At 66.2% G+C, this 26,437-nt stretch carries 25 protein-coding genes and 3 tRNA genes; 15 read left to right on the plus strand and 13 right to left on the minus strand.

Going from position 1 to position 26,437, the window contains the following annotated elements; translation table 11 throughout:
* Positions 1-10 precede the first annotated feature (10 nt).
* Complete coding sequence (mptB, locus tag AC5RUF_RS03495; protein ID WP_493996730.1) at positions 11-1,549, plus strand: polyprenol phosphomannose-dependent alpha 1,6 mannosyltransferase MptB; 1,539 nt, start codon at positions 11-13, stop codon at positions 1,547-1,549.
* Here mptB and AC5RUF_RS03500 read toward each other — a convergent pair.
* Complete coding sequence (locus AC5RUF_RS03500; RefSeq protein ID WP_493996729.1) at positions 1,515-2,777, minus strand: glycosyltransferase 87 family protein; 1,263 nt, start codon at positions 2,775-2,777, stop codon at positions 1,515-1,517. The genes mptB and AC5RUF_RS03500 overlap by 35 nt on opposite strands.
* Before the next feature lie 118 nt (positions 2,778-2,895).
* Here AC5RUF_RS03500 and AC5RUF_RS03505 point away from each other — a divergent pair, with 118 nt between their 5' ends.
* Positions 2,896-3,315, plus strand: coding sequence for a DUF3224 domain-containing protein (locus AC5RUF_RS03505; protein ID WP_493996728.1), 420 nt, complete (start codon positions 2,896-2,898; stop codon positions 3,313-3,315).
* Here AC5RUF_RS03505 and AC5RUF_RS03510 read toward each other — a convergent pair.
* The 5 genes from AC5RUF_RS03510 to AC5RUF_RS03530 form a co-directional block, all read right to left on the minus strand.
* Positions 3,312-4,055: a M50 family metallopeptidase gene (locus AC5RUF_RS03510; RefSeq protein ID WP_494129727.1), complete on the minus strand. Its 744-nt coding sequence runs from the start codon at positions 4,053-4,055 to the stop codon at positions 3,312-3,314. The two genes, AC5RUF_RS03505 and AC5RUF_RS03510, sit on opposite strands and share 4 nt — an antisense overlap.
* A gap of 26 nt (positions 4,056-4,081) precedes the next feature.
* The gene (locus AC5RUF_RS03515) at positions 4,082-4,891 is read right to left on the minus strand and encodes an anti-sigma factor (RefSeq protein ID WP_494129728.1); all 810 of its coding nucleotides are present in this window, start codon (positions 4,889-4,891) and stop codon (positions 4,082-4,084) included.
* Positions 4,872-5,447: an RNA polymerase sigma factor gene (locus AC5RUF_RS03520; protein ID WP_494129729.1), complete on the minus strand. Its 576-nt coding sequence runs from the start codon at positions 5,445-5,447 to the stop codon at positions 4,872-4,874. The genes AC5RUF_RS03515 and AC5RUF_RS03520 overlap by 20 nt, the downstream gene beginning before the upstream one ends.
* A gap of 68 nt (positions 5,448-5,515) precedes the next feature.
* Positions 5,516-6,178 carry a class F sortase gene (locus AC5RUF_RS03525; RefSeq protein ID WP_494129730.1) on the minus strand — a complete coding sequence of 221 codons (663 nt, stop codon included), beginning with the start codon at positions 6,176-6,178 and terminating at the stop codon, positions 5,516-5,518.
* Positions 6,179-6,270: 92 nt separating this feature from the next.
* Positions 6,271-7,095 carry a DUF4397 domain-containing protein gene (locus AC5RUF_RS03530; RefSeq protein ID WP_494129731.1) on the minus strand — a complete coding sequence of 275 codons (825 nt, stop codon included), beginning with the start codon at positions 7,093-7,095 and terminating at the stop codon, positions 6,271-6,273.
* 221 nt (positions 7,096-7,316) lie between these two features.
* On the opposite strand from AC5RUF_RS03530, the gene AC5RUF_RS03535 reads away from it, so the two are divergent.
* The 5 genes from AC5RUF_RS03535 (at position 7,317) to ettA (ending at position 11,377) form a co-directional block, all read left to right on the plus strand.
* Positions 7,317-7,392: transfer RNA gene (locus AC5RUF_RS03535), tRNA-Arg, on the plus strand.
* Between the two features lie 152 nt (positions 7,393-7,544).
* Positions 7,545-8,195, plus strand: a complete 651-nt coding sequence (locus tag AC5RUF_RS03540) for a hypothetical protein (protein ID WP_493998234.1) — start codon at positions 7,545-7,547, stop codon at positions 8,193-8,195.
* Positions 8,196-8,419: 224 nt separating this feature from the next.
* Entirely contained in the window at positions 8,420-8,995 is a 576-nt protein-coding gene (locus AC5RUF_RS03545) for a single-stranded DNA-binding protein (RefSeq protein ID WP_494129732.1), read from the plus strand.
* A gap of 84 nt (positions 8,996-9,079) precedes the next feature.
* Complete coding sequence (locus AC5RUF_RS03550; RefSeq protein ID WP_494129733.1) at positions 9,080-9,580, plus strand: DUF6993 domain-containing protein; 501 nt, start codon at positions 9,080-9,082, stop codon at positions 9,578-9,580.
* 114 nt (positions 9,581-9,694) lie between these two features.
* Complete coding sequence (gene ettA / locus AC5RUF_RS03555) at positions 9,695-11,377, plus strand: energy-dependent translational throttle protein EttA (RefSeq protein ID WP_493997865.1); 1,683 nt, start codon at positions 9,695-9,697, stop codon at positions 11,375-11,377.
* A gap of 68 nt (positions 11,378-11,445) precedes the next feature.
* On the opposite strand, the gene AC5RUF_RS03560 is transcribed toward ettA, so the two are convergent.
* A complete protein-coding gene (locus AC5RUF_RS03560) occupies positions 11,446-12,333 on the minus strand; it encodes an acyl-CoA thioesterase (protein ID WP_493997864.1) in 888 nt (295 codons plus the stop codon).
* A 157-nt stretch (positions 12,334-12,490) separates the two neighbouring features.
* Here AC5RUF_RS03560 and AC5RUF_RS03565 point away from each other — a divergent pair, with 157 nt between their 5' ends.
* Both AC5RUF_RS03565 and AC5RUF_RS03570 read left to right on the plus strand, forming a co-directional pair.
* Entirely contained in the window at positions 12,491-12,955 is a 465-nt protein-coding gene (locus AC5RUF_RS03565; RefSeq protein ID WP_493997863.1) for an acyl-CoA thioesterase, read from the plus strand.
* Between the two features lie 10 nt (positions 12,956-12,965).
* The gene (locus AC5RUF_RS03570; protein WP_494129734.1) at positions 12,966-13,631 is read left to right on the plus strand and encodes a DUF8185 domain-containing protein; all 666 of its coding nucleotides are present in this window, start codon (positions 12,966-12,968) and stop codon (positions 13,629-13,631) included.
* Positions 13,632-13,637: 6 nt separating this feature from the next.
* Here AC5RUF_RS03570 and AC5RUF_RS03575 read toward each other — a convergent pair whose 3' ends face one another.
* From AC5RUF_RS03575 to AC5RUF_RS03595, 5 genes are all read right to left on the minus strand, one after another.
* The gene (locus tag AC5RUF_RS03575) at positions 13,638-14,090 is read right to left on the minus strand and encodes a globin (RefSeq protein ID WP_493998495.1); all 453 of its coding nucleotides are present in this window, start codon (positions 14,088-14,090) and stop codon (positions 13,638-13,640) included.
* Positions 14,083-14,769: a mechanosensitive ion channel family protein gene (locus tag AC5RUF_RS03580; protein ID WP_493998496.1), complete on the minus strand. Its 687-nt coding sequence runs from the start codon at positions 14,767-14,769 to the stop codon at positions 14,083-14,085. The genes AC5RUF_RS03575 and AC5RUF_RS03580 overlap by 8 nt, the downstream gene beginning before the upstream one ends.
* A gap of 84 nt (positions 14,770-14,853) precedes the next feature.
* Positions 14,854-15,342 carry an OsmC family protein gene (locus tag AC5RUF_RS03585; protein ID WP_493998497.1) on the minus strand — a complete coding sequence of 163 codons (489 nt, stop codon included), beginning with the start codon at positions 15,340-15,342 and terminating at the stop codon, positions 14,854-14,856.
* 54 nt (positions 15,343-15,396) lie between these two features.
* Entirely contained in the window at positions 15,397-17,949 is a 2,553-nt protein-coding gene (gene pepN, locus AC5RUF_RS03590; protein WP_494129735.1) for an aminopeptidase N, read from the minus strand.
* A 193-nt stretch (positions 17,950-18,142) separates the two neighbouring features.
* Complete coding sequence (locus AC5RUF_RS03595) at positions 18,143-21,361, minus strand: zinc-dependent metalloprotease family protein (protein WP_493997153.1); 3,219 nt, start codon at positions 21,359-21,361, stop codon at positions 18,143-18,145.
* Positions 21,362-21,603: 242 nt separating this feature from the next.
* Between AC5RUF_RS03595 and AC5RUF_RS03600 the strand changes: the two genes are divergently transcribed.
* Together AC5RUF_RS03600 and AC5RUF_RS03605 are read left to right on the plus strand one after the other, a co-directional pair.
* Positions 21,604-22,074 (plus strand): ribose-5-phosphate isomerase, encoded by a 471-nt coding sequence (locus AC5RUF_RS03600; protein WP_493997154.1) that lies wholly within the window; start codon positions 21,604-21,606, stop codon positions 22,072-22,074.
* The gene (locus tag AC5RUF_RS03605) at positions 22,074-22,973 is read left to right on the plus strand and encodes an Fpg/Nei family DNA glycosylase (RefSeq protein ID WP_494129736.1); all 900 of its coding nucleotides are present in this window, start codon (positions 22,074-22,076) and stop codon (positions 22,971-22,973) included. The genes AC5RUF_RS03600 and AC5RUF_RS03605 overlap by 1 nt, the downstream gene beginning before the upstream one ends.
* Positions 22,974-23,057: 84 nt before the next feature.
* Here the strand turns inward: AC5RUF_RS03605 and AC5RUF_RS03610 are convergent.
* Positions 23,058-23,131, minus strand: a tRNA-Gly gene (locus AC5RUF_RS03610).
* A 173-nt stretch (positions 23,132-23,304) separates the two neighbouring features.
* Here AC5RUF_RS03610 and AC5RUF_RS03615 point away from each other — a divergent pair.
* The 4 genes from AC5RUF_RS03615 (at position 23,305) to AC5RUF_RS03630 (ending at position 26,400) form a co-directional block, all read left to right on the plus strand.
* A tRNA-Pro gene (locus AC5RUF_RS03615) sits at positions 23,305-23,378 on the plus strand.
* Between the two features lie 54 nt (positions 23,379-23,432).
* Positions 23,433-24,782, plus strand: a complete 1,350-nt coding sequence (gene tig / locus AC5RUF_RS03620; protein WP_494129737.1) for a trigger factor — start codon at positions 23,433-23,435, stop codon at positions 24,780-24,782.
* Between the two features lie 275 nt (positions 24,783-25,057).
* Positions 25,058-25,678, plus strand: a complete 621-nt coding sequence (locus AC5RUF_RS03625) for an ATP-dependent Clp protease proteolytic subunit (RefSeq protein WP_227901586.1) — start codon at positions 25,058-25,060, stop codon at positions 25,676-25,678.
* A 47-nt stretch (positions 25,679-25,725) separates the two neighbouring features.
* Positions 25,726-26,400, plus strand: a complete 675-nt coding sequence (locus tag AC5RUF_RS03630) for an ATP-dependent Clp protease proteolytic subunit (protein WP_227901554.1) — start codon at positions 25,726-25,728, stop codon at positions 26,398-26,400.
* Positions 26,401-26,437 lie beyond the last annotated feature (37 nt).

The following is a 26,437-nucleotide window of genomic DNA, read 5'->3' on the forward strand; positions in this document are numbered from 1 at the left end:
AACCACGTAGATGACCGCCCAGGTCCCAGCGACCGAGCCTTCGTCTCCGGGCCCGGAGATAGCGAAAGCCGACCGCCCCAACATAGCGATCATCCAAGGGTTCATCGGTTCCCTCATGATGCTCGTCGGATCGTTTGGGGTCGGATGGCTTTCACTGGCCTCCTTCAATTTGCGGAGCAACCCGCTGATCATCTGGATGCGCTTCGATGAGCCGCTGGGCGCCGTCGTCTCCGTCCTGCTCCTGGCCGCCGGCGGGATGCTGCTGGTGCGCTCCTGGCTCCGGCTCGGCCAGCGGATGAAGGGCTGGGGCCCGGACTCCAGGCCGGTGGTGCTGAGGGCCGTTATTGCCTGGTCCGCACCGCTGTGCCTGACCCTGCCGTTGTTCAGCCGGGATGTCTTCGCCTACATTGCGCAGGGCTTGGTCATGGTCACCGGCCTGAACCCCTACAAGGACGGCTATTCGCAGATTTCCAACTATCTGCAGATCGGCGCGGACGACCTTTGGGCGCAAAGCCCCACTCCGTACGGCCCGGTCTTCCTGTGGCTCGAGGAACTGGTGGTCCGGATCACCGGCGGGCAGCCCGAGTTCTCCATCCTGCTGTTCCGGCTGATCGCCGTCATCGGCGTCGCCATGTGCGTGTACTTCGTCCCGAAGCTGGCCGAGCTGCACGGCATCAACCCCAACCGCGCCCTGTGGCTGACCGCTGCCAACCCGCTGTTCCTGACGAACTTCATCGCCAGCATCCACAACGACGCCCTGATGATCGGCCTGGCCCTGGCGGGGCTTTACCTCGCAGCCACCAAGCGTCCGCTCGCCGGCATCCTGCTGATCACCCTGTCCATCGGCATTAAGCCGATCACCATCATTTTCCTTCCGTTCGTCGGCCTGCTTTGGGCGGGCAAGAACGCCTCATGGCGGCGGAAGTTCGGCTACTGGTTCATGACGGCCGGCATCTCCCTGGGACTGCTGGCAATCATGGGCCTGATCAACGGCTTCGGGTTCGGCTGGGTGGGGGCGCTTAGCACTCCCGGCAGTGTCTGGATCTGGTACGCCCCGGTGGGCTTCGCAGGCATGGTGGTGGCCACGCTGGGCAATGCCCTGGGCCTGCCGGGATGGACCCTGGCCGACGTCGTCCACACCATCGGCCGTCTGGCCTCCGTGGGCATTGTGCTGTGGCAGATGTTCGTGGGGGAGTACAGCAGGCTCATCCGCCGCCTGGCCCTGGCGTTTGCCGCCATCGTGATGCTCGCGCCCATGATCCAGTCCTGGTACGTGGTGTGGCTCATCCCGCTGTTCGCCGTCACCGGTCTGCGTGACGACTGGCAGGTCAAGACGCTCTACCTGTTCGTGTCCTTCTTTATGGTCTACGCCATCAGCGACCAGCTGGATATCTGGCCCTACTTCGAGTTCAGCCTCAGCGCGGCCCGGCAGATTGCCGCCGTGACCGCGCTGGGCTTTGCCCTCTACCTGATCTTCGCGGACCCGAAAACCAAGGTTTTGTTCCGCAAGAAACTTACGATGCCTGCTCCGGGCGAACTGCGGCACTGATACCGGCACCGCCGGCGCGGGTCAGGGCAACCACCCTGGCCAGCGCCCAGCCGAAGAGCACCAGCAACAGCATGTTTCGGGCGGTGAGGAGCAGGGCCACGGCCATGTTCAGGTCGTTGTACAGGGCCGAGTAGAACATCGGATAGACCAGAGTGGTCAGGGCCGCGATGGCCAGCATCAGGATCCCGGGGACCTTCCAGGCCCGGCCTTCCCAGGCCAGCCCGACGGCGGTCACCGCACCCAGCCACAGCATGAACTGCGGGGACCCCACCTTGTTGAACACGATGAACGCCGCCACCAGCGCCAGGGACCCTGAGATCAGCAGCGCCCGCGGATCGGCACCGCGCCGCAGGGCCCAGATCAGCAGCCCGACGACGGCGAGGGCAGCCAGGGCCAGCAGCGGAGTCATCAGCGCAGCCACGGGTTCGCCGAGCGCACCGCGGACCTCACGGGTATTGATGACCTTGTCCTCAAAGATGTAGGCGTCCGAGCTGCCCAGGATGGCCTGCCACAGACCGGGCGTGGTGAAGGGCGCTTCCATCTGCATTCCGCGGGCGCCCTGCTCGCCGAAGAAGCTCAGCAGATGCGACAGCCCGCCGCCCAGGGCAACCGCCGCGGCGATGAGGGCGGAGACGGCCGCTCCTGTGGCCAGCAGCGTCAGCCGCTTTTTCCAGGCCACCAGTACCGCGAGGATAACCGCGGCAGGCCAGACCTTGATCCACGTAGCCACCGAGAGCAGGGCCGAGGCCAGCACCGGGCGGGTCGCCAGGAACAGCAGCCCGGTGATCACCAGTGGAGCGGTCAGCCCGTCCACCCGGCCCACGGCCACCGGTCCCAGCAGGGCGGTGGCGGCCAGCCACCAATACGCCGCCACGATGCCCTGCTCTCCCGCCCGCCGGGCAAGGACGGCCACGGCACAGGCGTTGAGGGCGGTAAACATCAGGAACCACGTGAACTGATAGGCCGCGAAACCGAACAGTGCGGCGATGACCATGGGCACCAGGGCGAGGACGGGATAGACCCAGTCGGTGTCCAGGACAAGCCAGTGCCCCTCCTGCAGGCCGTCGAACGCCCACTGACGGTAGAAGTTCACGTCGCTGAGCACTCCTCCGCTGAGGATCAGGGGAGCCAGGGCGGCGAGGAAGCCCAGATGGACCACGGCAAACGCGGTCCAGAGGGTGGACGGGCTCAGTATCCGCCGCTGAATGGTTGCCGGATTCCGGGACATACGAAGGGGGTGCTCCTTAGCTAAAACCGTTGCCGTGCCGCGTGCGGGCACAGCGACAAGGGTACCGGCGGGCGGCTCGCGGCATGCAATCCGGCGCCGGACACGGGATACTGGAACCATGACCGACCTAACTGAAGAAGTGATCGTGGCGGATTTCGACGTTTCGGAGTGGGAGCCCACCCCGTACCAGGTGGAGGGGACCAACAGTGAACTCTCCACTGTCCGGGCGGTGAAGATCTTCGAAGGAGACATCACCGGAACCAGCGTCGCGGACCTGATCATGGCCGGCAACTCGGTGGGTGCCGGGTACGTCGGATCCGAGGTTTTCGCCGGCACGATCGCGGGCCGGTCCGGCACCATGGTCATCCAGCACTGGGGCCTGGCCGAGGGGACGGCCACCGCCAGCTCCGGCCACATCATTCCCGGATCCGGCACCGACGGGCTGGCCGGGATCTCCGGGAAGGCGATCTACTCCCAGGAGGCCGACGGGCAGCACCGGCTGGAGCTGCGGGTGACCTTCCCCGACACAGCGGCCTAGGCCAGCGCCGCCGCCGCAGCGTACAGGGCCGCGGCCAGCGACGCGGCAATCACCAGGGCGAAGCCGCCGAGCCAGACAGCCGCCGGGACACCGGTGCGGCGGTAGAGGATCCAGGCGTCGGAACTGTCCAGGTTCCGGCGCCTCCGTGTGTGCACGGACAGCACATTAAGCCAGTCCCGGACTGCCCCCACCAGCAGGGCGATACCCGTGCACATGGCCGCATACCCGGCGGTCACCGGGGAAGAGAACCAGACAAGCACCACGGAGACCGCTGCGCAGCCAAGGGCAATAGCGAATCCCTGGACGTTGCGGATAAAGAGCAGCGCGGCCAGCAGCACCAGTGCGCTCACGGAAAGCGCAGCCCCGGCCCAGCCGTTCAATGCCGCCAGGATGAGCGCCGCGCCCACCACCGCAGGTACCGGATATCCCCAGAATCCGGCCCAGACCGCCGGGAAACCGCCGCGGCCCAGCGACCTCATGTCCCCGGAGTGGTCAAAGCGCAGCCGGATGCCCTTCACCAGTTGCCCGGTCATCAGGGCTGCGAAGGCATGTCCGAGTTCGTGGACAAACGTGACGAAGAGACCGAACCACCGCCAGGAGCCGCGCGGGATGCTCAACAGGGCGGCTGCGGCAACTATCAGCAGCAGGACAACGGGTTCCGGATCCAGGCCCGGTGAGCGGCTGAAACCGTCCCCCACCCTGGACCACCATTCGGAGGCGGTGCCGGCCAGTTCAGCCACGTGCGCCGTCCCGGTGCCGGACCGGCTCAGGGCTCCAGCACACCGCGCAGGATCGAATCCCCCGAATGAGTGGGATTGCCGTCAAAGGGTTCATCCGAGATATCAACAATGGGGTACTCATTGAGGTCAAGGTTAGCCGGAATGGTGAACCGGCCCTCCGTTCCCTCCATGGTGCCCAGGCTGACCATGCGCTCGATGTCCGGGGCAATGAGCCAAACCTCGCGGAACCCCTGGGCATCGGAGCCGGTGGCAGTCACCACCAGCTCGCGTCCGCCGTCCGGCCGCTGGTCCACCTCGGCACGGCCCGTGTCCTGGTAGGCCGGCAGCGGCGCCAGATCCACAGCGGCGATCACCTGTGGGCGGTCAGCCAGAACCCGGGAAACGCCCCAGGTGCCGGCCGCGGCCACCACAACGGCTGCCGCCGCGGCGGCCAGTACCTGAGGCAGGCGCCGTCGGGCGTTACGCCGCTGACGGGCGGCCTCCAGCGGAACGGGACCGGTGGGCGGTTCCGTCCGGGCTGCGGATTGCCCGGTACCGGCTACCTCCGGGGCGGGCTCGGGACCGGCCTCTGATACCGCGGGGCGGGACGGAGCATTGAACGGGTCGTCGCGGACAGTGTCGCCCAGTCCCAGCGTGGAATGGATTCCTTCCCACACCGACGACGGCGGACGGGTCAGCTCCGCTGCCGCCGCCGGGGCGCGTCCGGCGGTGACGACCCGGCGCAGTGCTTCGACTTCGGCCGCGCACTGGGTGCACTGCTGAAGATGGGTTGTTTCGTCGGCGGTGGCTTCGCCCAGGGCGTTCAGGGCCAGCTCCTCAGATGACAGGTGCTGCATCGCTGACCTCCAATCGCTGCCGTAGTTGGACAAGGCTTCTTCGGATGTGGCTCTTGACGGTGCCCAACGGTAGTTTCAGTGTTTCCGATATCTGCTGGTGTGTCAGGTCTTCGTGAAAGGCCAGACGGAGGATGGATCCCTGCGGTTCGCCCAGCCTGGCCAGTTCGGCGTCCAGGACCACGCGGTCCGCCACGCCCTCCGGGTCGGGACCGGCCGGCGCGGCCCGCTGGTCAGTCGGCTGGACGGGATCGTCCACCAGGGTCTCGGAGCTGCGCAGCCGGGCCGTGGCCATGCCGGCAGCCACGTTCCGTCCGATTCCCACCAGCCAGGCCGCCAGCGTGGAGCGCTCCGGCGAGTAGCTGTCGCGGTATTTCCACGCCCGGATGAAGACTTCCTGCACGGCGTCGTCGGCTGCCCCCGGATCGTAGAGCTTCCGCAGGGCCAGTGCCCGTATCAACGGCGAAAACCGGCGGTATGCCTCAGCCAGGGCCGTTTCATCCCCTGCAGCGAAGGCATGGTCCATCGCGGCATCGGGACCCGTGGCGCCGGTGGGCATCAGTGCCGTACTCCTGCCGTACTCGTGCGGGACCGGCCCAGGATCGGGCCCGTTCTTTTGGTCTGCCACTATGGTACGGGCACCGCAGTGAGTACAACGTTATCCTCGTAGTCCCCGACCGCATCGAGCCATTTGCCGCCGCATGTCACCAGCTCCAGCCGGGGGGCGCCGTCGCGGTTGAACAGGTCGAATTCGCCCAGGGTGGCCTTGGGAATGTTTCGGACGTTTTCCGTGGCGTAACGCAGGACGGAGCCGTCGCTGCGGGTGACGGTTACCGGGGTTCCGGCGGGTACTTCGTCCAAATCGGCAATCGGAAGCTGCTCCGTGCGCGAATCGACGTGGGCGGCCAGGACAGCGGCTCCCCGGGAGGAGCCGGGGGCGGGCCCGAAACGGTACCAGCCGGCCTGGTAGTGGTTATCCGGCAGGGTCATTGCCCCATTGGGTTCCTGGCCTACCGGGATGACTTCCAGCTCGATCCCTGTTCCTTCCACATTCACGCGGACCGGATCCGGAATCACTTCGGCCGGCGTCGGTGTCGCCTGGCGGATCGGAACCTGTGCACCGGGCGAGGCGGGGACGGCCGGAGCCGTGCCCGGATCTGCGGGCGCGGCGGTGACGGAGGCTTCCGGCACGGCTGCGGGCGCATCGCCGCTTCCGCAGGCCGCGGTGCCGACGACGGCGGCTGAGAGCAGAGCTGCCGCCGCGAGCCGGCGAAGGGGAACTGGAGACATTGATGATTCCTCCGGACGGGGTGAGCCCGGTGCTGCAGCGCGGAAAGGGGCGGGAGAGCGCTGCAGCACCGGGGGGATGGATCGGTGCGTTCCTACTTGCTGCCGGCGGCGGTGCGGCGGCGAAGCAGTACGGCACCCAGGGCGAGCACAGCGGCCCCGCCCGCGGCGGCGGCTGCGGTCAGGCCCGCCTGGTCCTGCTGGCCTGACTGCTCCAGTGCGCCCGGAACAGCAGAGGGATCGGAGTGCATGCCCTCAATGGTCTGGGTTGCCAGGGCAAGGTTTCCGGCCTCCAGGGACCCCCAGGCGTACACGATGGTGTTGGTGCCTTCGCCGAGGGCCAGGTCTGCCGGGCCGATGACCGGCTCGGTGGTCCCTGCCGCGGCAACCGATGCGGAAATCGTGCCCGGGTCAACGGTGAGGACCTTTTCGTTAGGGTTGGTCAGGCCCTGGATTACGGGGGACCCGTTGGCCAGGACATCCACGGCGGGTGCTGCGGCTACGTGCCGGACGGTTAGCCGGGCCTTGCCTGCCTCCACGGCGGCGGTGTCGTTGGTGAAAAGGTTTGCCGTCGGCTTGCCGGAGGCATCCAGGTTGGCCACGGCGGTGTAGTTGCCGCCTGCGGCGAGGTCGGCCGATACCGGGCCGATGATCGGCGCCGAGGCATCGGGGGCGTCCGCGGCCGTGATGGCCAGCTGGTAGTTGCCGCCCGGAAGGTCCAGCGGACCGGCCATCTGGCCGGGCATGAAGTCATCCAGCGTCAGGTTTCCGTTGACGTACACGTCAACCGGGGTGTCGGGGACGCCGTGCAGGACGGAGAGTTTTGCCATATCGGTGTCGGCGGCTGAGGCCGGTACGGCCGAGAAAGCTGCTGCGGCGCCTACGCCGAGGGCCGCGATAGCGGTTGCGGTCTTACGCATGGTCTGTACTCCTTCATTTGCCGCACCCACCGGTACGGGTTTGTGACTTACACCCCTACTACTTCGGCGGTTGCGGGTTTGGATGCAGTGCGGGCGGAAAGTCTTAATTATCTTTTTCGAGGCAGGAAGACTTGAAAGCGCCGCAGTGGCGCAGGCATGCCGTGCGGCAGGGACAGCTCCGAACGGAGGGCGGCGGCGGTGCGTAGTATCATCGTGTGGTTGCCCTCGTAGCTCAATGGATAGAGCAACGGCCTTCTAATCCGTAGGTTGCGCGTTCGAGTCGCGCCGGGGGCACCAGTAACGAAGGGCGCCGGGCATATGTCTGGCGCCCTTCGTGGTTCCTGGTCCATCCTTGCTTTTGCGGCAGCCGGGTTTTGCGGCAGCCCGCTGCCGTAGCGGGTATTACGCTGTGCCCGAGCCCTTGCAGTCCACAACACCGAGGAGAGCCAGTGAGCACGGACAGCCCGGACCCCGCTGCAGGTCTGCTGGAAACGCAACAAGCGGAGTGGGACCGCCGGACCGCTCTGGTGGAATCACGGTACGCGGTGGCGAAGGCAGTCTTTGCCGTGATCGCGTCCCTCGTGCTGCTTCCCATGGCCTATCTCCTGTACAACCAGATACAGCTCTTCATTCAAGGTGAGCGCGGTTCCCTTGAGCGCCAGGTGGCCTTCGCCTTGTTCATCGTCCAGTTGGGGCTGCTCGTACTGGGATTCGTCACATACTTCATCCTCGCCGGATTGGCCGGGCTGGTCCGGAAACTGGCGCGGCGGCGGATCGGGCTGCGGCCCGTAAAGACGTCGTACCTTATTCCCGCCTCGCACCCGCAACTGTCTGTTCCCCGGCTTCCTCCGGGCGGTGCCCGGGTCAGCATGCTGGAAGACGGCTCATGGAAGGTTCTGGTATCCGGCCGTGAGTTCCGTGCCCGCGTCCTGCCGAGCCGTGACATGGGCCTTCGGAGCCGTACGGAGATCGAGTTCACCGAGCAGGGTGCGGGCCCCGCCGATACCCGCACCGTTCAGGCCAGCCCGAAGCCACGCACCACGGAGAAGATGATCGAGCAGGCCGTACCGTTCCTTCTGATGTCTGAACGGGGCGCGTAGGGCCGGCCGAAGCGGAGGAAACGACCGTCCGTCCATGACGCGTTACTGGGCGGTCCGGGTCTTCCTCCACAACCGGTGCATGAGGGCCGTCGGAACCGACTTGCCCACACTTCATTCCGTCAGCGGACCGGTATGCCTGTGGTGGAGAAGACTGGCGGAACCGGGCAATTCCCGCGGTCACCGACGGGCAAAGTGCCGCGCCGACGAGCTGAAGGCAGGACAACATGAGTGACACCATTACGCTCCGTGGCTATGTGGCCACCGAACTGCGCCAAAACACTACCGACAACGGACTGGCCGTGGCGAGCTTCCGCATGTGCACCACCGAGCGGAGGTATGACCGGGATACCGGTGGCTGGCTGGATGGTCAGACCAATTGGTACGCAGTCAGTCTCTTTCGCCAGCTGGCCACCAACGCTGCCTTCAGCATCCACAAGGGGGACCGGGTGCTGGTCACGGGCCGGCTGCGGCTGCGCCAGTGGGCCACCGAGGACGGACGGAGCGGCACCAGCGCCGACATCGATGCAGACACCGTGGGCCATGACCTCATGTGGGGCACGGCCAGTTTCCGCCGCACCGTCTCCGGGTCCTCCGGCGACCGCGCCAGGGCAGAGGGTACCGACAGCGCCGGGGGAGACGCGGACCTTACGGACTCGCTCGGCCGGCTCGCGGACCCCCTGACCGGAGAGCTGCCTGATACGGATCCGGAGGCGGAACAGTCCCCGGCGGACCGCGCGGCCGGCGGCTTCGCGAATGAGGGCGCCGACAGGCCTCGGGAGGAGGCCGTGGCTCCTTTCTAGCCGGGCGGCGGGTGGCGGCGGACGCCGGGTCCCGGGCGGTGGTGGGTCTGGCCGTACGTATGCGCCGCGTGTCAGAATCGCGGGGTGATACGCCACCGCATACTCCTGCTCAGCCTGGCGCTCGCCGTCTGCCTGGGCGGCTGCAGCGACGTCGTCCAGGACCCGGCGCCGTCGGCTCCGGCGAATCCGTCCGTCCCGGCGGACCCGTCCGGCCAGCCGGACAGTGCGGACGGACCCGGCGGCGGGTCATCGAGCGCCGTTCCCGGCGGGGCTGCTTCCTCCGGGGCTGTTTCGGGTGGTTCCACCCCTGATGTGCAGGCCTTGAAAACCGGGCTGGAATCGTTGGCCGCCTCGGACCCTTCGCCGGACCGGAACGGCATAACCCAGGCGTTCGTAGCCGCGGGCTTTAGTGCATCCTCCGTCGAGGTATCGGCGGACCGCACCCCCACAGGCCTGGACGTGGACTCGATTCAGGGGGCAGCGGCGCAGGACGGGCAATGTCTTTTCGGTGAGGTCCGGGACGGCGGCGTTACCGTCAGCGTCCTGCCGGTGCTCTCCGACGGACGCTGTTTCGTCGGCAACTGAAGCCGGCGGCAGGGAGCACCCCGCCGGCCGCCGGCCGCCGCGGCCATGCTCCAGCGGATACGCCGGGTGCGGATAAATGGTATATATCGGCGCCGACACATTAGCCTTGGATATATGGCGGAATTTATCTACACGATGACCAAGGCCCGAAAGGCCGTTGGCGACAAAGTTATCCTCGACGACGTAAGCATGTCCTTCTACCCCGGCGCGAAGATCGGCGTGGTGGGCCCGAACGGTGCCGGTAAGTCCACCATCCTGAAAATCATGGCGGGACTGGACACCCCCTCGAACGGAGAAGCCCGGCTCAGCGCCGGCTACTCCGTGGGCATCCTGCTGCAGGAACCGCCCCTGAACGAAGAGAAGACCGTCCTGGGCAACGTCCAGGAAGGCGTGGGCGAAATCTACGGCAAGATCCAGCGGTTCAACGAGATCTCGGAAGAGATGTCCCAGCCGGATGCAGACTTCGATTCCCTCCTGGAGGAAATGGGCAAGCTGCAGGAAGCCATCGACGCGGCCGACGCCTGGGATATCGATTCCCAGCTGGAACAGGCCATGGACGCGCTGCGCTGCCCGCCGCCGGACGCCGACGTCACCGTTCTCTCCGGCGGTGAGCGCCGCCGCGTGGCCCTGTGCAAGCTGCTGCTGCAGAAGCCGGACCTGCTCCTGCTCGATGAGCCCACCAACCACCTTGACGCCGAAAGCGTACTCTGGCTCGAGCAGCACCTGTCCTCGTACCACGGCGCCGTGCTTGCCGTGACCCACGACCGGTACTTCCTGGACCATGTGGCCGAATGGATCGCCGAAGTCGACCGCGGCCACCTGTACCCGTACGAAGGCAACTACTCCACGTACCTGGAGAAGAAGCGCGCCCGACTGGAAGTCCAGGGCAAAAAGGACCAGAAGCTGGCCAAGCGCCTCTCGGATGAACTCGACTGGGTCCGTTCCAACGCCAAGGGTCGCCAGACCAAGTCCAAGGCCCGCCTGGCCCGGTATGAGGAAATGGCGGCGGAGGCAGAGCGCACCCGGAAGCTGGACTTCGAGGAAATCCAGATCCCGCCGGGACCGCGTCTTGGCTCACTCGTCCTGGAAGCCAAGGACCTGCAGAAGGGCTTCGGCGACCGCCAGCTGATCGACGGACTGTCCTTCTCGCTGCCGCGCAACGGCATTGTGGGCGTCATCGGCCCCAACGGTGTGGGTAAGACCACGCTGTTCAAGACCATCGTGGGCCTGGAACCGCTCGACGGCGGCGACCTGAAGATCGGCGACTCCGTGCGGATCTCCTACGTGGACCAGTCCCGCGGCGGCATCGACCCGGAGAAGTCCCTCTGGGAAGTTGTCTCCGACGGCCTGGACTTCATCCAGGTGGGCCAGGTGGAAATGCCGTCCCGCGCCTACGTGTCGGCCTTCGGCTTCAAGGGCCCGGACCAGCAGAAGAAGGCGGGTGTGCTCTCCGGCGGTGAGCGCAACCGGCTGAACCTGGCCATGACCCTGAAGCAGGGCGGAAACCTGCTCCTGCTCGATGAGCCCACCAACGACCTGGACGTGGAAACCCTGTCCAGCCTGGAAAACGCGCTGCTGGAATTTCCCGGCTGCGCCGTGGTGGTCTCCCACGACCGCTGGTTCCTGGACCGGGTGGCCACCCACATCCTGGCCTACGAGGGCACCGAGGAGAACCCCTCGAACTGGTACTGGTTCGAGGGCAACTTCGAGTCCTACGAGCAGAACAAGATCGAGCGTCTCGGCCCGGACGCGGCCAAGCCGCACCGGGTCACCCACCGCCGCCTGACGCGCGACTAGACCTGCCGCAGGAACCAAAAAGAGCTCCGCTTCCCACCCGGGAAGCGGAGCTCTTTTGTGCTGCGGTGCTACTGCTGCGGGATCCGCACCATGCCCTCCTGGGCGACGGTGGCCACCAGCTCGCCGCTGCGGTTGAAGATCCGCCCGGTGGACAGGCCCCGGGCGGCGGAAGCACTGGGGGACTCCTGGACGTACAGCAGCCAGTCATCCACCCGCAGCGGACGGTGCCACCACATGGCGTGGTCCAGGCTGGCGATGCTCATGCCCGGGGTGGTCCAGGACAGGCCGTGGCCGCGGAGCACAGGTTCGAGCAGCGTGTAGTCGCTGGCGTAGGCGAGGGCCGCGCGGTGCAGGTTCTCGCCGTCCGGCATCGGCTTGAAGGTCTTCATCCAGACCGCATTGTGCGGGGTCTTCTCCCGTCCGGCCCGGACGTAGACCGGATCCATAACGTGGCGGATGTCCATCGGCCGGCGGTGGGACCAGGCCTCGGCCACCGGGTGGTCAAAGTCCTTCAGCAGTTCCGCGGTGGTGGGCAGGTCCTCCGGATCCGGGATGCCCGCCGGCATCTCCTCCTGGTGGTCGAGGCCGGAATCGGGGATCTGGAAGGAAGCGATCATGGACAGGATCGGCTTGCCGTTCTGGTAGGCGTGGCTGCGCCGCGCGGAGAAGGACCGGCCGTCGCGCAACCGCTCCACGCCGAAGGTGATGGGCAGGTCGCTGTCGCCGGGACGGAGGAAGTACCCGTGCATGGAATGCATCACGCGATCCTCGGGCACCGTCCGGGCGGCGGCAATCAGTGACTGGCCCAGCACCTGGCCGCCGAATACCCGCTTGCGCGGCTCGTTCTGGGAACCGCCGACAAAGATGTCCTCATCCGTCTTCGCACCGTCCGCGGAGCTCAGGTTCAGCAGTTCCAGCAGGGAAGCGGTGGGATCAAAGGATTCATCAATGGACATGCGGGTCAATCTCCTAGCAGGAAAGGGCGGAACCGGCCGGCCGGAACCGCGAAATACTCTTATCCTTAAACTACCGCTCAGTAACCCGGTTTCCCGCCGCAGGGCGGCCAGGCGCCGCGTTTTAGGGCAAAGCTCACTCTCTGGGAAGATGGAAGGCATGCACCGCTTCCCCGTCCACCTGCGTTTCGGCGACCAGGATCCCAACGGCCACATCAACAACGTCAAGTTCGTCCAGTTCCTGGAGGAAGCACGCGTCCAGCTGGGACTGCTTCCGCTCAGCGACGGAGCGGGCAGTTACCGCGACCTTTCCGGAGACGGGATGGCAGCGTACGTGGCACGCCAGGAGATCGAGTACCGCGCCCCCCTGCTGCACAGCAGGGGACCGGTCTGGGTGGATGTCTGGGTGACCCGCATCGGTACCACCAGCCTGTCCTATGGCTTCTGCCTGGCCGACGAAAACCGCGCAGAGGTCTATGCCTATGCCGAAGCCGCCATGGTGCAGGTGGACGCCGCCACCGGCCGTCCTGCCCCGCACACGCCGGACCAGCGCCGGGTCCTGACGGGCTGGCTTGGGAAGCCGGTTCCGTTCCGCGCCGCCGCTGCCGCCGGAGACAGGGGCTGAGGGCAGGGACATGGATACAGAATTGATTCTTGCCGATCCCCAGGTCACCGCGGACTTCCGTAACTTCGTGGTCCGGGCACGCGCAGCCGACGACGGCGCGATCCGCCTCCAGGCGGTGGGCGGTGTGCTTGCGGCCTACGTGTGCCTCCTGCGGCCGCGGATCCTGGGCGAAGACACCCCCACCGTACTGGGCCTGCGCACCATGCCGCTGGCAGCGCCCGCCGACGTCGATGCCACGGTCCAGCTGGCCGCCGTGGCGGACCGGCTGGCACGGATGGGCGGATCGGACACCGCGGTGCCGGTGCCGCCGATGACCGTGCGCGAAACCTGGGCGGGCATTACCGCGCCGCGCTCCGGGTGGCAGCCCGCGGGCCGGATCCCGGTACAACTGCTCGAACAGGCGGCCCACCGGGGGATCCGGGAGGTGGCGGCCATGCTGCCGGACAGCCCGGGAGCCGCCGTCGTGCACAGCGCCCGCGCGCAGGTGTGGTCCCGGCCGATGGGCGGCACAGCCGTGCCGGTCCCTGCCGCCGCAGCGTTCGCCGCACTCTCCCTGGGTTTCCTGCCCCCGGCGGGTTCGGACGCGGCGGATGCCGCACTGTTCAGCAACGGCCGGTGGCAGCGGCTGAGCACTCCGCTCGGCCACGTGCTGACCCGCTCACCGGCGATCCTGTAAGGGCGGCTAAGCGGAGTTGACCATGGAGTGGGCGGCGCGCTCCAGGTAGTCCCAGAGGATGCCCTCATGCAGGGGCGAGAGTTCCACGGCGTCGACGGCGGCGCGCATGTGCCGCAGCCAGGCGTCCCGTGCCGCAGGCGTGACCAGGAACGGCATGTGCCGCATCCGCAGCCGCGGGTGTCCGCGCTGCTCGCCGTAGGTCTTGGGACCGCCCCAGTACTGCTCCAAAAACAGGAGCAGCCGTTCCTTGGCAGGCCCGAGGTCTTCTTCGGGGTACATGGGCCGCATCAGCGGATCTTCCGCGACCCCCTCGTAGAACACGTCCACCAGCTTCACGAAGGTCGCGTGCCCGCCCACGGCTTCGTAGAAGTTGTCCTGCGGAGGGGAAAACGGCTGCTGTACAGGCTGCAGCGGAAGGGAAAAGCCGGGGGATGCCGGCCGGGGATCCGGATCAGTCATTTTTGGACATTCCGTCGTTGAGTGCGTCGGCCTTGGCCGGCTCGGCGGGTTCGCCGGCGTTGTCCTGCGGATCGCCGATGTAGGTGCCCTGGGAGCGGTTGCCGACCTTGGCGAGTTCGCCGTTGCGGATGTACCAGACCACCCCGCGTTCGTCGGTGATCCGGGTGATGCGGATCCCGACGGACTGGACCGTGCCGGTGGTGTCACCCACTTCGATCACGTCGCCGATGCCGTACTGGTCCTCGATGGTGATGAAGAAACCGGCCAGCGCGTCCCGGATCAGTTCGCGCGCGCCGAAACCAAGGGCGATGCCGACAATGCCGACACTGGCAAGCAGCGGAGCGATGTTGATGCCCACGGCATCGAGGACCATGATGATCGCCACGGTCCAGATGGATACGTTGACGGCACTGCGCAGCAGCGCGCCGATGGTGTCCGCCCGCTGGGCGCGGCGCTTCTTGTCCAGGTTCCGCATCACCGGCTGCGCCCATTTGAGCTTGGTCGCGCTGAAGAGCGAGTAGCCCTTCTGTGCGCGGGCCACGAGGCGGTTGATGAGGAAACGGGCCAGGAACCACACGGCGGAGGCGGCCACGATAATGACGGCGGCCTCAATCAGGCCGGACCAGTCGAACTCGTCAACGGTCACGGAGGAAAGGTCTATTTCGGAAGCGGGAAGCACGGGTAGCTGTTCATCCTTAGGTTTTAGCGGGACGGGGACGTATCCGGTTAAGGCTACCCGGACCTGCCGACCGGGCGTCTGCGGTCAGGCTGCAGGCACCGTCAGTGGCTGGTGCTCCACGGGAAAATTCACGCTCCGGGCAATAAAGCACAGCCGGTTGGCGTCCTTGTGCATCGGTCCGCGGGCCAGGGCGATGCTGTCCGGCCCGGTGGACGGATCCAGGGTGACCCTGGGCCGGAGGACGACGCCGGTGAACTCACCGCTGCCGTCCCGGTTCAGGCGCAGCGTCCCCTCGGGGGAATCCTCATAGGCCAGCACGCGGACGCCGTTCCGGACGGCAACGTGGAGGTAGGAGAGCATGTGGCACTGGGCCAGGGCGGCCAGGAGCAGCTGCTCGGGGTTCCACCGGTCCCGGTCACCGTGGAAGGTGGGGTCGGCGGTGCCGGGCAGGTCCGGGAGCCCCGCCGCCCGGATTACGTGGTCGCGGCCGTAGCCGCGGTACCGGGCGGTACCCTCGCCGCGGTTTCCCGTCCATTCCAAGCTGAGCGTGTAGCGGTGTTCGGAGAGATTCACGTTCTCCAAGGTACCGTGCGCCCGCCCGGGGGGAGGGGAAACCGCGGCGAACGGCTAGTGGTCCGCTGCCTGCGCCTTCAGGGCACGCACCACTCCGTCGCGGTTCTCCAGCACCAGCCGGCGCAGCGAGGGTGCGTCGTCGCCCAATTCGGCCAGGAATGCATCGGTGCGGTCCACCGTGTCCTGGCGGGCGAGGCGGGCAGGGTAGAGGCCGACGGCGATCTGCTGCCCGATCTCATGGGTGCGGGTGGCCCACACATCGCGGATTGAATCGAAGTACTTCTGCGCATACGGTTCCAGCAGGTCCGTGTTGTGCACCCGCATGAATCCGGCAATGGCGGATCGCTGGGCCGCATTGGGCATGTCGGAGCGCTCCACGATCGCCTCCCATGCGGCTGCCTTGGCCTCCGCAGTGGGGATGGCGGCGCGGGCCATGGCCGCAGCCAGGGCACCGGTGGCCGTGGCGTCGCGCTCAAGTTCGGCGGCGATCTCCGCCTCGCCCATCCGGCCGCCGGCCACCAGGCCGGTCAGCAGTTCCCAGCGCAGGTCCGCGTCGATCGAGAGTCCTTCAAGCGATTCGCTGCCGTCCAGCAGGCCGGCCAAGGCATCCAGATGTTCGGCAGAGGAGGCGTGGGCGGCGAAGGCCTTGACGAACTGCAGCTGTGAATCCGAGGCCGGTTCCGCGGCCGAGGCCAGTTCCCACAGGCTTTCGGCGGCGGCCACGGTCATGGGCTCGCGGTCCTCCGGCGTGACATAGAACGCCAGTGTGGTGGCCAGCTGCCGCAGGAGCACCTGGACCACGGTGGAATCGGACTCGGATGCGATGTTCTGCAGGACCAGTTCCACGTAGTTGCGGGCCGGGATTTCCGCGTCGCGCGCTGCGTCCCAGGCTGCAGCCCAGACCAGGGTCCGGGGCAGGGAATCGGCGATGTTGCGCAGGCTCCGGGTGGCGGTGTGCTGCGAGACATCGTCGAGGCGGATCTTCGCGTAGGCGAGGTCGTCGTCGTTGAGCAGCAGCAGCGCCGGGCGGGGCTGGCCGATGAGCTCGGGGACCTCGGTGCGTTCGCCGTCGACGTCCAGCTCTACACGGTGGGTGCGCTGCAGCTTGCCGTCTTCGTCCGGATTGTAGAAACCAATGGCGAGCCGGTGCGGGCGCAGCACCGGGTACTCCTCGATGGCACTCTGCAGCACCGCAAAGGAGGTAATGGTGCCGTCCTCGTCCGTCTCGAAGTCCGGACGCAGGGTGTTGACTCCGGCGGTTTCCAGCCACTTGGCGGACCAATCCGACAGGTCCCGTCCGCTGGCGGCTTCCAGCTCGGACAGGAGGTCAGCCAGTTCGGTGTTCTGCCAGGCATGCTTGCCGAAGTATTCCCGGACGCCGGCCATGAATTTGTCCTGCCCGACCCAGGCCACCAGCTGCTTGAGCACGGAGGCGCCCTTGGCGTAGGTGATGCCGTCGAAGTTGACCTGGACGTCTTCCAGGTCGCGGATTTCGGCCACGATGGGGTGTGTGGTCGGCAGCTGGTCCTGGCGGTACGCCCAGGCCTTCTCCAAGGAGGCGAAGGTGGTCCAGGCCTGCTTGAACTCGGTGGCCTCGGCCGCGGCGAGGGTGGACATGAACTCGGCGAAGGATTCGTTCAGCCAGAGGTCGTTCCACCAGCGCATGGTGACCAGGTCGCCGAACCACATGTGCGCCAGTTCGTGCAGGACGGTGACGGCACGGCGTTCCACGGTGGCCTCGGTCACCCGGGAACGGAAAACGTAGCTCTCCAGGAAAGTCACTGCACCGGCGTTCTCCATGGCCCCGGCGTTGAACTCGGGCACAAACAGCTGGTCGTACTTCTCGAAGGGGTACGGCGTGCCGAACTGCTCTTCGTAGAAGGCGAAGCCCTGCCGGGTGAGTTCGAAGATGTTCTCGGCGTCCATGAACTGCATCAGGGAGCGTCGGGCGAAAACGCCCAGCGGAATGCTCCGGCCGTCGGAGCTGGTCAGCTCGCTGCGGACGGACTGGTACGGTCCGGCGATCAGCGCGGTGATGTAGGAGGAGATCCGCGGCGTCGGCTCGAAGGACCACGTGGAGCTCTTGCTGGGGGCGGTGAGGTCACCGGCGGCAACGGGCTCGGGGGTGGGGGAGTTGGAGATGACGTCCCAGTGCGACGGCGCGGTGATGGTGAACCGGAAGCTTGCTTTCAGGTCCGGCTGCTCGAACACGGCGAACATCCGGCGCGAATCCGGTACCTCGAACTGCGAGTAGAGGTAGACCTCGTTGTCCACGGGGTCCACGAAGCGGTGCAGGCCTTCGCCGGTGTTCATGTACCGTGCATCCGCGTCCACCACCAGTTCGTTGGACTCGGCAAGGTGCGGCAGCTGGATGCGGACGCCGTCGGACACCTCGGCCGGATCCAGGTCCACTCCGTTGAGGGTGACGCGGCGGACGGTGTCCGTGACTGCATCGATGAAGGTCGAGGCTCCGGCGCGGGCACTGAACCGGACAACGGTGGTACTTCCGAACACCTCATCCCCACGGGTCAGATCGAGATTGACGTCGTAGGACTCGACACTGAGGAGTTCTGCACGTTCACGGGCTTCGGACCGCGTGAGATTCATACCTGGCAAGGTAAGGCCTTTCGAACGGAAAAGGAGGCCGGTTATTTCGGCATATAGCGCGAGATTGGCCGGACACTGTTGATCTTCTGGATCATCATCTCATTGCTAAGCAATCTGCCAAGCGCAGAACGGCGGATTGCGTTGCCGCAATCCGCCGTTCCAATACTGCTTCTTACCTGTTCTTACGTGTTTTCTATTTCCACGCGACTCTGCTTCCGCCCGCGGCCGACCAGAAGACGGTTCCGCGCTGGAATTCCTGTGCGGACTGGTTTGAGCCGGTGGACCGTTCGGGGCCGACCGGGAAGCCCAGGCCGCCTGCCGGTCCGCCTGCGCCGAGATAACCGGCCCGGACGGCGCCGTATACGGCGTAGCTGCCGGTGGCCGGCGACCACAGGACGGAGCCTCCTTGGAAGTCCTGTATGACGCCGCCGGCGGTTCCCTGCTCATTGGTGACCGGGTAGCCCAGGAAGCCCTTTTCGCTATTCTGCTGGCTGTAGGTAACCTTTACGGCTCCACCCACGAACCGGGCGCCGGTTGCCGGTGACCAGTACATGGTGCCGTACTGGAATTCCTGGGCAGCACCGGAGCCGGTGGGCAGGGCGGTTTCCTCCCCGGTAGGGAAGCCGTAGGGTCCGGCGGGGCCGTTGGCGGCAGCATAGGTGGCGTCGATGGCGCCGAAGAGCAGCCGGGCGCCGGTGGAAGCAGACCAGGCCATGCGTCCCCGTTCGAAAGGCTGGATGGTTCCACCGGCTACAGCCACCGGGTTTCCAGTGGGGTACCCCAGTCCCTTCTCCGCTCCCGCCTTGCGGTAGGCATCCAGTGTCGCGCCCGACATGACGCCGTAACTCCCGGTCGCAGCGGACCAGTACAGGTAGCCTTTTTCGAAGGCCTGGACCACACCGCCGTTTGCAGCCGCGGTTTCGTCCCCAACCGGGAAACCAAGGGACCCGGCGGGTCCTCCGAGGCGGGAGTACCCGCCCTCCATACCGGCGTAGACCACCCGCACTCCTGCGGAACCGGTCCACGTTATGCGTCCGCCTTGGAAGGCCTGGGTGGAGCCGTTCCCTACCTTGGCGGTAGCCCCCAAGGGGTAGCCCAGGAACCCGGCTTCGCCTCCCTTGGCCTTGTAGGCATCACGTACCGGACCATTCAATACCGGAGCTCCACCGGTTGCAGCCGACCAGTACAGGGCACCGTTCTGGAATTCCTGCATGGCACCGGCGCGGGTCGTGAGTCCCTTCTCCTGCGCAATTGGGAAGCCCAGGGAACCCGCGGGGCCCCCGCTATTCATATAGGAGGCGGCCATCCCCTTGTAGAGATGCTGCGCGCCAGCGGTGGGAGACCACGTGATGGCTCCGCCTTCGAAGGTTTGGATCACACCTCCCCCGCCGGAGATTTCGTCGGAAGTCGGGTATCCCAGGAACCCGATTTCGTAGCCCTGGGTGCCGTAGTAGGACTGCACGGCGCCGCCGATGATGTGCGCACCGGTGGCGGGCGTCCAGTAAATGGCACCGTTTTGGAAGGCTTGGACCACTCCGCCGCGGTACCCGAGGGACCACTCGTTGCCGACCGGGAACCCCAGCGGGCCTGCCGGGCCTCCCTTGTTCATGTAGGCGCCGCCGATGGCCCCAAGGACGAAGCTCGCCCCTGTCTGGGCGGACCAAATGATCCGGCCGCCCTGGAAATCCTGTGCGGCTCCGCCGGCCACGTTGTACTCGTTGCTGGTCGGATACCCGAGGAACCCGTCCTGGTACCCAACCGTGCCATAGAAGCTGCGGATGCCCCCGAAGGAGATACGCGCCCCGGTGGCATCCGACCAGAGGATGACCCCGTTCTGGAAGTTCTGGTAGGCGCCGCCGTTGCGCAGACCGCCGGTGACCTCGGACGTTGCGCTGCCGAGTTCCGGGTGGGCCGCCCGCATTTCCTGGATGGGAGCCAGGGCCCGTGCAGTTGCTCCTCCGCTGACGGTGACCGATGCTGACTGGTTGTCGATCCAGTTGATCTTTACCGTGGTGCCGGTATGGGCAACGAAGGTCTGTCCTGCCTGCCAGGTGCTGTTCGCGTTGGTGTAACCGGCGAAATCGCGGGTATTCGGTGCGATGACCAGGGAATTGACCGCCCAGTTGTTGGCAAGGTCGGCCTTGACAATCTTGACTCCGCGGTTTCCTCCGACGGCCGTGGAGGAGTCGTTGCCAACGGGGAGACGGAGCTCCAGATAATAAGTCTCTCCGGAGGTGTCCCGGAACTTCACCGCCCTATTGGATGCGGTGCCTGCCCAGGGTCTGAGGATGTAGGTAGCGGATTGGCCGGGCGTGCCGGCGTTATAGATTTCGTCGCCGCGTCCGAAAGCCCCGGAGTCCCAGAAGTAGGAGTTGATCATCGGCAGGCTGTACTGGGCGTAGCCCATCAGGTCCGATGTGTCACCGTACTCGCGCGAGGTGCACTGCCCATCCGCCCACCGGCCGCCGCTGATCCAAATGTCGGAGCGTCCGTTGTCGCACTTGAGGCTGTTGGCGTGCAGGAGTCCCAGGACGTGGCCCAATTCGTGCGTCACCACGTTCTTGGAGAAGTTGGACGGACGCGGCATGACCACTGTGCCTCCGGTGCCGTTATTGGTGGTCCAGCCGCCGCCGAGGATGCCGCCGTACCCGCCGCTGCGCAGGTCCGCCGCGGGAACGTAAACCACCAAGGCGGTGTAGGCGGTGTCCCGCCAGCCAATGTCCTTCTTGAGCTGGTTCATCATCACGCCGTAATCCATGCCTGAGTTCGCGTTGCTGTTGATGCTGTACGCGCTGGCGATGTTGATGCCGAGCCGGTTGTTGGAGGCATTGCGCCAGTAGGTGTCGGCAGCCAGCACCGAGTGCCATGCCGCGTCCTGGTCCACACCGCTGCGGATATCGGTCAGGGTTGCGTACACCAGTGTCACCTGGATGGTGCCGTTACGGGCTGCCGCGCCACCGGCTGTGGAAGCGCCGCCGCTGCGCGAACTGTAGGTTGCCGCCCCGTGGTCGTGCATGGCGGAAATGTCCGTCTCCACTGCGGACCTGACGGTGCCGTCAGGGTCCGTGACCATCGGGGTGTCCGGTCCGGGAACCGGGAAGCCGCCTCCCACCACCGGATCGAAACCAAGGTCCTGCGAATGATCGTCCCCGCCTGCGGGATCAGGAACCGGCTCCGGAACCGGCACAACGTCCGGTGCCGTTGCCGGGGACTCAGCAGCGCCCGGCGTGACCGTGGGAAGCTGCTGGGTCTCCATCGGAGCCGTGGCCGGATCCGTTCCACCCGGGGATTCCGATGCCGGCGCAGGAGTAGCTTCCAGCGTCGGCAGTTCCCCCGTTCCCTGGGCGGGAAGGCTCCCGGCAGTCAACGACGCAGCGAGCAGGGCCAGAACGGCCAGTTTTGCACTTTTCAATGGGTAATCCTTGTAGAGCGAGACCTGAGGGGCGCAAACAGACGCTGCTGACGGCAACATCCGCATCCAATAGAACCGGACCAGCAGATATGCCGTTGGCGAAATAGTCCTACTTGGGCTATCGGCAGGAGCAGCTCCAAGGTAAGGGCCTTTGTATGATTTCATGAATTTGCAAGCCCTCAGCCGCCTGAAGTTACGCTTGAAAGGTCATCTGACCCCACCAGCGAACGGACTTACCGACAATGCGCGTCCATATTGCAACCGACCACGCGGGCATGGAACTGAGTTCCCATCTGATCGGACACCTTCGGGACAAGGGCTACGACGTGGTGGACCACGGGCCCCGCGAATACGACGCAAATGACGACTACCCTGCGTTCTGCATCAATGCGGCGCAGGCGGTTGCTGATGACCAGCAGGCAGGCGTTGACGCGCTGGGCATCGTCCTGGGCGGTTCCGGCAACGGGGAGCAGATCGCCGCCAACAAGGTGCGCGGCATCCGCGCGGCCCTGGCCTGGAACCTGGACACCGCACGCCTGGCCCGGCAGCATAATGACGCCAACGTCGTGGCCGTCGGCGGCCGCCAGCATTCGGTCGATGAAGCGGCGCAGCTCATCGATGCCTTCCTCGAGGAGCCTTTCAGCGGGGATGAGCGCCACGTCCGCCGAATCGGGCAGATTGCGCGCTACGAAGCGACCGGTTCGCCTGCCTGATGCCCGAAGGGCATTCCATCCACCGGCTGGCCCGGCAGTTCTCTTCCGCGTTCGCCGGCGAACGCCTGCATGTCAGCAGCCCGCAGGGGCGCTTCGCCGCAGGCGCGGCCCGCCTGGACGGGCACGTGCTGGAAGCGGCAGAGGCGCATGGAAAGCAACTGTTCCTGCGGTTCGACAATGATCTGTACCTGCGCATCCACCTGGGCCTGTACGGGGCATTCGACTTCGGCGGCGACGAGACATTCGCCGGCGCGTCCAGCATCGGCGCCCCACGGCGGGTAGGGGAGCGGGAACTGGCCGCAGACGACGACGGCGCCGGCTACGCGGGCCCGCCCGAACCCAAGGGTGCGGTGCGGGTACGGCTGGTTTCCGCGCACGGCTGGGCGGATCTGCGCGGCCCCACGGCGTGCGAGGTGGTGACCGGCGCCGAACGCAGCGCGGTTCTGGCCCGGCTCGGTCCGGATCCGCTGGATCCGGACGCCGCTGAGCCCGGCGCTGCGGCCGAATTCATCCGGCGGGTACGCAGCAAGGGTTCCCCCGTGGGACTGCTGCTGATGAACCAGGAAGTCCTTGCCGGGGTGGGCAACGTATACCGGGCCGAAGTGCTTTTCCGCTGCCGGCTGTCCCCCTGGCGCCTGGGCCGCAGCCTCTCCGAGGCGGAGGCGCAGGACCTGTGGGCCGACGTCGTTGTCCTGATGCGCGACGGCGTGCGGCAGGGGCGGATCATCACCACGGAACCGGGGGACCGACGGGACCGCACCGAACCTGTCCCCGTGAGCGAGGCGCACTACGTCTATAAACGCACGGGTGAGCCGTGCCGCCGGTGCGGGACACCGGTGGCCGGTACGGAAATGGGGGCCCGGAAACTGTATTGGTGCCCCGTCTGCCAGGCGGAGTAGTTCCGCTCCGCCCGGACCATCCCGGGCGGACAACAGGCAGATAAACAAGAAGGGCCTTTCGCTGTGCGAAAGGCCCTTCTAAAGTGGAGGGGATGACGGGAATCGAACCCGCGTAATCAGTTTGGAAGACTGAGGCTCTACCATTGAGCTACATCCCCGGCGCCGTAAGGCAGGTTTTACCTTAGCACGGGAAAACCGGCCGTGAGTAATCGGTGCGGGACCGGGCCCCGGCGAGGCAGCTGAGCGTGTCGCCTGCCGGGCCGGAGCGCCACCGGCGGCAGCGGAATTCGTCATACCCGCTTCAGGGCAGGTAGGCTGTCAGGTGCACTGACGGGGTGTAGCTCAGCTTGGAAGAGCGCCTGCTTTGGGAGCAGGAAGTCGCAGGTTCAAATCCTGTCACCCCGACTCTGTATAACCATGGTGCAGACCACCCCCAGAACCCTCAGGAGAACTTACGCTGTGAAGAGCGCTGTAGAAAACCTCACACCCACGCGGGTAAAGCTCAACGTTGAAGTTCCGTTCGAGGAACTGAAGCCGAGCATCGACGAGGCCTACAAGACCATCGCCACCCAGGTGCAGGTCCCGGGCTTCCGCAAGGGCAAGGTTCCCAACCGCATCATCGACCAGCGCGTAGGCCGCGGCTACGTCCTCGAGACGGCCATCAACGACGGACTGAACGGCTTCTACGCTGAAGCCGTCCAGGAGACCGGCATCAGCCCCCTGAGCCGTCCCGAGGTTGAAATCACCGAAGTTCCGGACCCCGCTTCCGACGAGGGCCAGCTGGTCTTCACCGTCGAACTGGACATCCGCCCGGAAATCGAACTGCCCGACTACGCCGGCCTCGAGGTCACCGTTGAGCCCGCCGAAGCCTCCGACGCCGACGTCGACAAGGCGCTGGACGAGCTGCGCAGCCGCTTCGGCACGCTGAAGCCCGTTGACCGCCCCGCCGTGGCCGACGACTTCCTGACCATGGACCTGGTTGCCAAGGTCAACGGTGAAGAGGTCGACTCCGCCGCTGACCTGTCCTACCAGGTAGGCGCCGGCACCATGCTCGAGGGCATGGACGAGGCCGTTACGAGCCTGAGCAGCGGCGAATCCGCCACCTTCAACACGAAGCTGGCCGGCGGCGAGCATGCAGGCGCCGACGCCGAGGTCACCGTTACGGTCAAGGCCGTCAAGGAGCGCGAGCTTCCCGAGGCCAATGACGACTTCGCCCAGCTGGCCAGCGAGTTCGACACCATCGGTGAACTCCGCGAGGACCTCACCAAGCGTGCCGCCGAGTCCAAGCTGATGGAGCAGGGCGTCGAAGCCCGCGACAAGGTGCTGGAGAAGCTGCTGGAACTCGTTGAGGTTCCGGTCCCGGAATCCGTCATCGAAGAGCAGATCGAGCAGCACTTCAACTCCGAGAGCGCCCAGGCCTCCGGTGCCGACCACGACACCGAAGAGCACCGCGCCGAGGTCCGCGCCAACACCGAGGCTGCCTTCAAGAACGAAATCATCCTTGACGCCGTGGCGGAGAAGGAAGAAATCGGCGTCAACCAGAACGAACTGATTGACTACATCGTCTCCAGCGCCAGCCAGTACGGCATGGATCCGAACCAGTTCGCGCAGCTGATCGACCAGAGCGGCCAGGTTCCGATGATGGTTGGCGAAGTACGCCGCCGCAAGGCCCTCGCCAAGGTCCTGGAGCTCGCCAAGGTCACCGATACCACCGGTGCCGAGATCGACCTGAGTGAATTCGTCCGTCCCGCCGGTGAGGAAGCTCCCGTCGAGGCAGTCGAAGCGCAGCAGAACGAAGACAAGGCCTAGCCTTTCCGGTTCCACGGAACCGTCCGCGCCGCCGTCCGAAAGGGCGGCGGCGCGGTTGTTTAAGCCCCGGCGGCGGCCGTCGCGGGGCCCACACCCGGCTGTGACGCACATCGTGCGCCGTCAGCGAACAGCCTGCGAAACGGCAGCAGAGCCGGGCCGGGACAGGCTAGTGTCCTAGAAGAGACAAACGGCAGGAGCAGCTGGCACGGCCAGCACCTGGTTCCTGCCAGAGCGAGAGGTCACTCAGTATGGCAACTGCACCGAACACACCCACTATGGCAACGGTGGACCCGGCCGGCCGGGACGACTACATCTACAACCGCCTGCTCAAAGAGCGGATCATCTGGTTGGGCTCGGAAGTCCGGGACGAGAATGCCAACGCGATCTGCTCCCAGCTTCTGCTGCTGTCAGCGGAAGACCCTGAGAAGGACATCTACCTTTACATCAACTCTCCCGGCGGTTCGGTGACGGCCGGCATGGCGATCTACGACACCATGCAGTTCATCCCGAACGACGTGGTGACCGTGGCTACCGGCCTGGCTGCCTCCATGGGCCAGTTCCTGCTGTCCTCCGGCACCAAGGGCAAGCGCTACGCCACCCCGCACGCCCGCATCCTCATGCACCAGCCCTCCGGCGGTATCGGCGGCACGGCCTCCGACATCAAGATCCAGGCCGAACTGATCCTGAACATGAAGCGCGTGATGGCGGAACTGACCGCGGAACAGACCGGCCAGAGCGTCGAGACGATCCTCCGGGACAACGACCGAGACAAGTGGTTCACCGCGCAGGAGGCCCTGGAATACGGCTTCTTCGACAAGATCTCCGCCCATGCCGGCGGCGTAACCGGCGGCGGCGGAACCAACCAGGACCAGGCAGAGGGCAAGGACGAGGACTAGGGTCCGCGGACTGCCACCCCTCCATTTGCAGACTTCAGGAGTAATTCATGAACCATAACTTCGGCACCGCCGGCTCCGCCGCAGCACCGCAGATGCCCACCAGCCGCTACGTCCTGCCGCAGTTCGAAGAGCGGACGCCCTACGGCTTCAAGCGCCAGGATCCCTACACCAAGCTGTTCGAGGACCGCATTATCTTCCTGGGCGTCCAGGTTGACGATGCGTCCGCCGATGACATCATGGCCCAGCTGCTGGTCCTTGAGTCCACGGACCCGGACCGCGACATCACCCTGTACATCAACTCGCCCGGCGGTTCGTTCACGGCCATGACGGCCATCTACGACACCATGCAGTACATCCGTCCGGAAATCCAGACGGTCTGCCTGGGCCAGGCAGCCAGCGCCGCCGCCGTGCTGCTGGCCGCGGGCACCCCGGGAAAGCGCCTCGCGCTGCCCAACGCCCGCGTGCTGATCCACCAGCCCTCACTGTCCGGCGGACAGGGCGGGCAGGCCTCCGACCTGGAAATCCAGGCCGCCGAGGTCATGCGGATGCGCACCTGGCTGGAAGACACGCTGGCGCTGCACTCCAACCGCACCTCCGAGCAGGTCAACACCGACATCGAGCGGGACAAGATCCTGACCGCAGATGCCGCCCTGGAATACGGGCTGATTGACCAGGTACTGGATTCACGCAAGATCAAGACGCCGGCCATCAACAAGATGTAAGCCGGAACCGGGCGGCCCGTGGTGCGTAATTTCGCAC

This window comes from Arthrobacter sp. Y3224198 (assembly GCF_059090025.1).

Bases quoted from the DNA above. Each gene is read 5' to 3' on its own strand.
- mptB (WP_493996730.1), top strand. From the start codon at position 11: ATGACCGCCCAGGTCCCAGCGACCGAGCCTTCGTCTCCGGGCCCGGAG.
- AC5RUF_RS03500 (WP_493996729.1), bottom strand. From the start codon at position 2,777: ATGTCCCGGAATCCGGCAACCATTCAGCGGCGGATACTGAGCCCGTCC.
- AC5RUF_RS03505 (WP_493996728.1), top strand. From the start codon at position 2,896: ATGACCGACCTAACTGAAGAAGTGATCGTGGCGGATTTCGACGTTTCG.
- AC5RUF_RS03515 (WP_494129728.1), bottom strand. From the start codon at position 4,891: ATGCAGCACCTGTCATCTGAGGAGCTGGCCCTGAACGCCCTGGGCGAA.
- AC5RUF_RS03520 (WP_494129729.1), bottom strand. From the start codon at position 5,447: ATGCCCACCGGCGCCACGGGTCCCGATGCCGCGATGGACCATGCCTTC.
- AC5RUF_RS03525 (WP_494129730.1), bottom strand. From the start codon at position 6,178: ATGTCTCCAGTTCCCCTTCGCCGGCTCGCGGCGGCAGCTCTGCTCTCA.
- AC5RUF_RS03530 (WP_494129731.1), bottom strand. From the start codon at position 7,095: ATGCGTAAGACCGCAACCGCTATCGCGGCCCTCGGCGTAGGCGCCGCA.
- AC5RUF_RS03545 (WP_494129732.1), top strand. From the start codon at position 8,420: ATGAGTGACACCATTACGCTCCGTGGCTATGTGGCCACCGAACTGCGC.
- ettA (WP_493997865.1), top strand. From the start codon at position 9,695: ATGGCGGAATTTATCTACACGATGACCAAGGCCCGAAAGGCCGTTGGC.
- AC5RUF_RS03560 (WP_493997864.1), bottom strand. From the start codon at position 12,333: ATGTCCATTGATGAATCCTTTGATCCCACCGCTTCCCTGCTGGAACTG.
- AC5RUF_RS03565 (WP_493997863.1), top strand. From the start codon at position 12,491: ATGCACCGCTTCCCCGTCCACCTGCGTTTCGGCGACCAGGATCCCAAC.
- AC5RUF_RS03570 (WP_494129734.1), top strand. From the start codon at position 12,966: ATGGATACAGAATTGATTCTTGCCGATCCCCAGGTCACCGCGGACTTC.
- AC5RUF_RS03575 (WP_493998495.1), bottom strand. From the start codon at position 14,090: ATGACTGATCCGGATCCCCGGCCGGCATCCCCCGGCTTTTCCCTTCCG.
- pepN (WP_494129735.1), bottom strand. From the start codon at position 17,949: ATGAATCTCACGCGGTCCGAAGCCCGTGAACGTGCAGAACTCCTCAGT.
- AC5RUF_RS03600 (WP_493997154.1), top strand. From the start codon at position 21,604: ATGCGCGTCCATATTGCAACCGACCACGCGGGCATGGAACTGAGTTCC.
- AC5RUF_RS03605 (WP_494129736.1), top strand. From the start codon at position 22,074: ATGCCCGAAGGGCATTCCATCCACCGGCTGGCCCGGCAGTTCTCTTCC.
- AC5RUF_RS03625 (WP_227901586.1), top strand. From the start codon at position 25,058: ATGGCAACGGTGGACCCGGCCGGCCGGGACGACTACATCTACAACCGC.
- AC5RUF_RS03630 (WP_227901554.1), top strand. From the start codon at position 25,726: ATGAACCATAACTTCGGCACCGCCGGCTCCGCCGCAGCACCGCAGATG.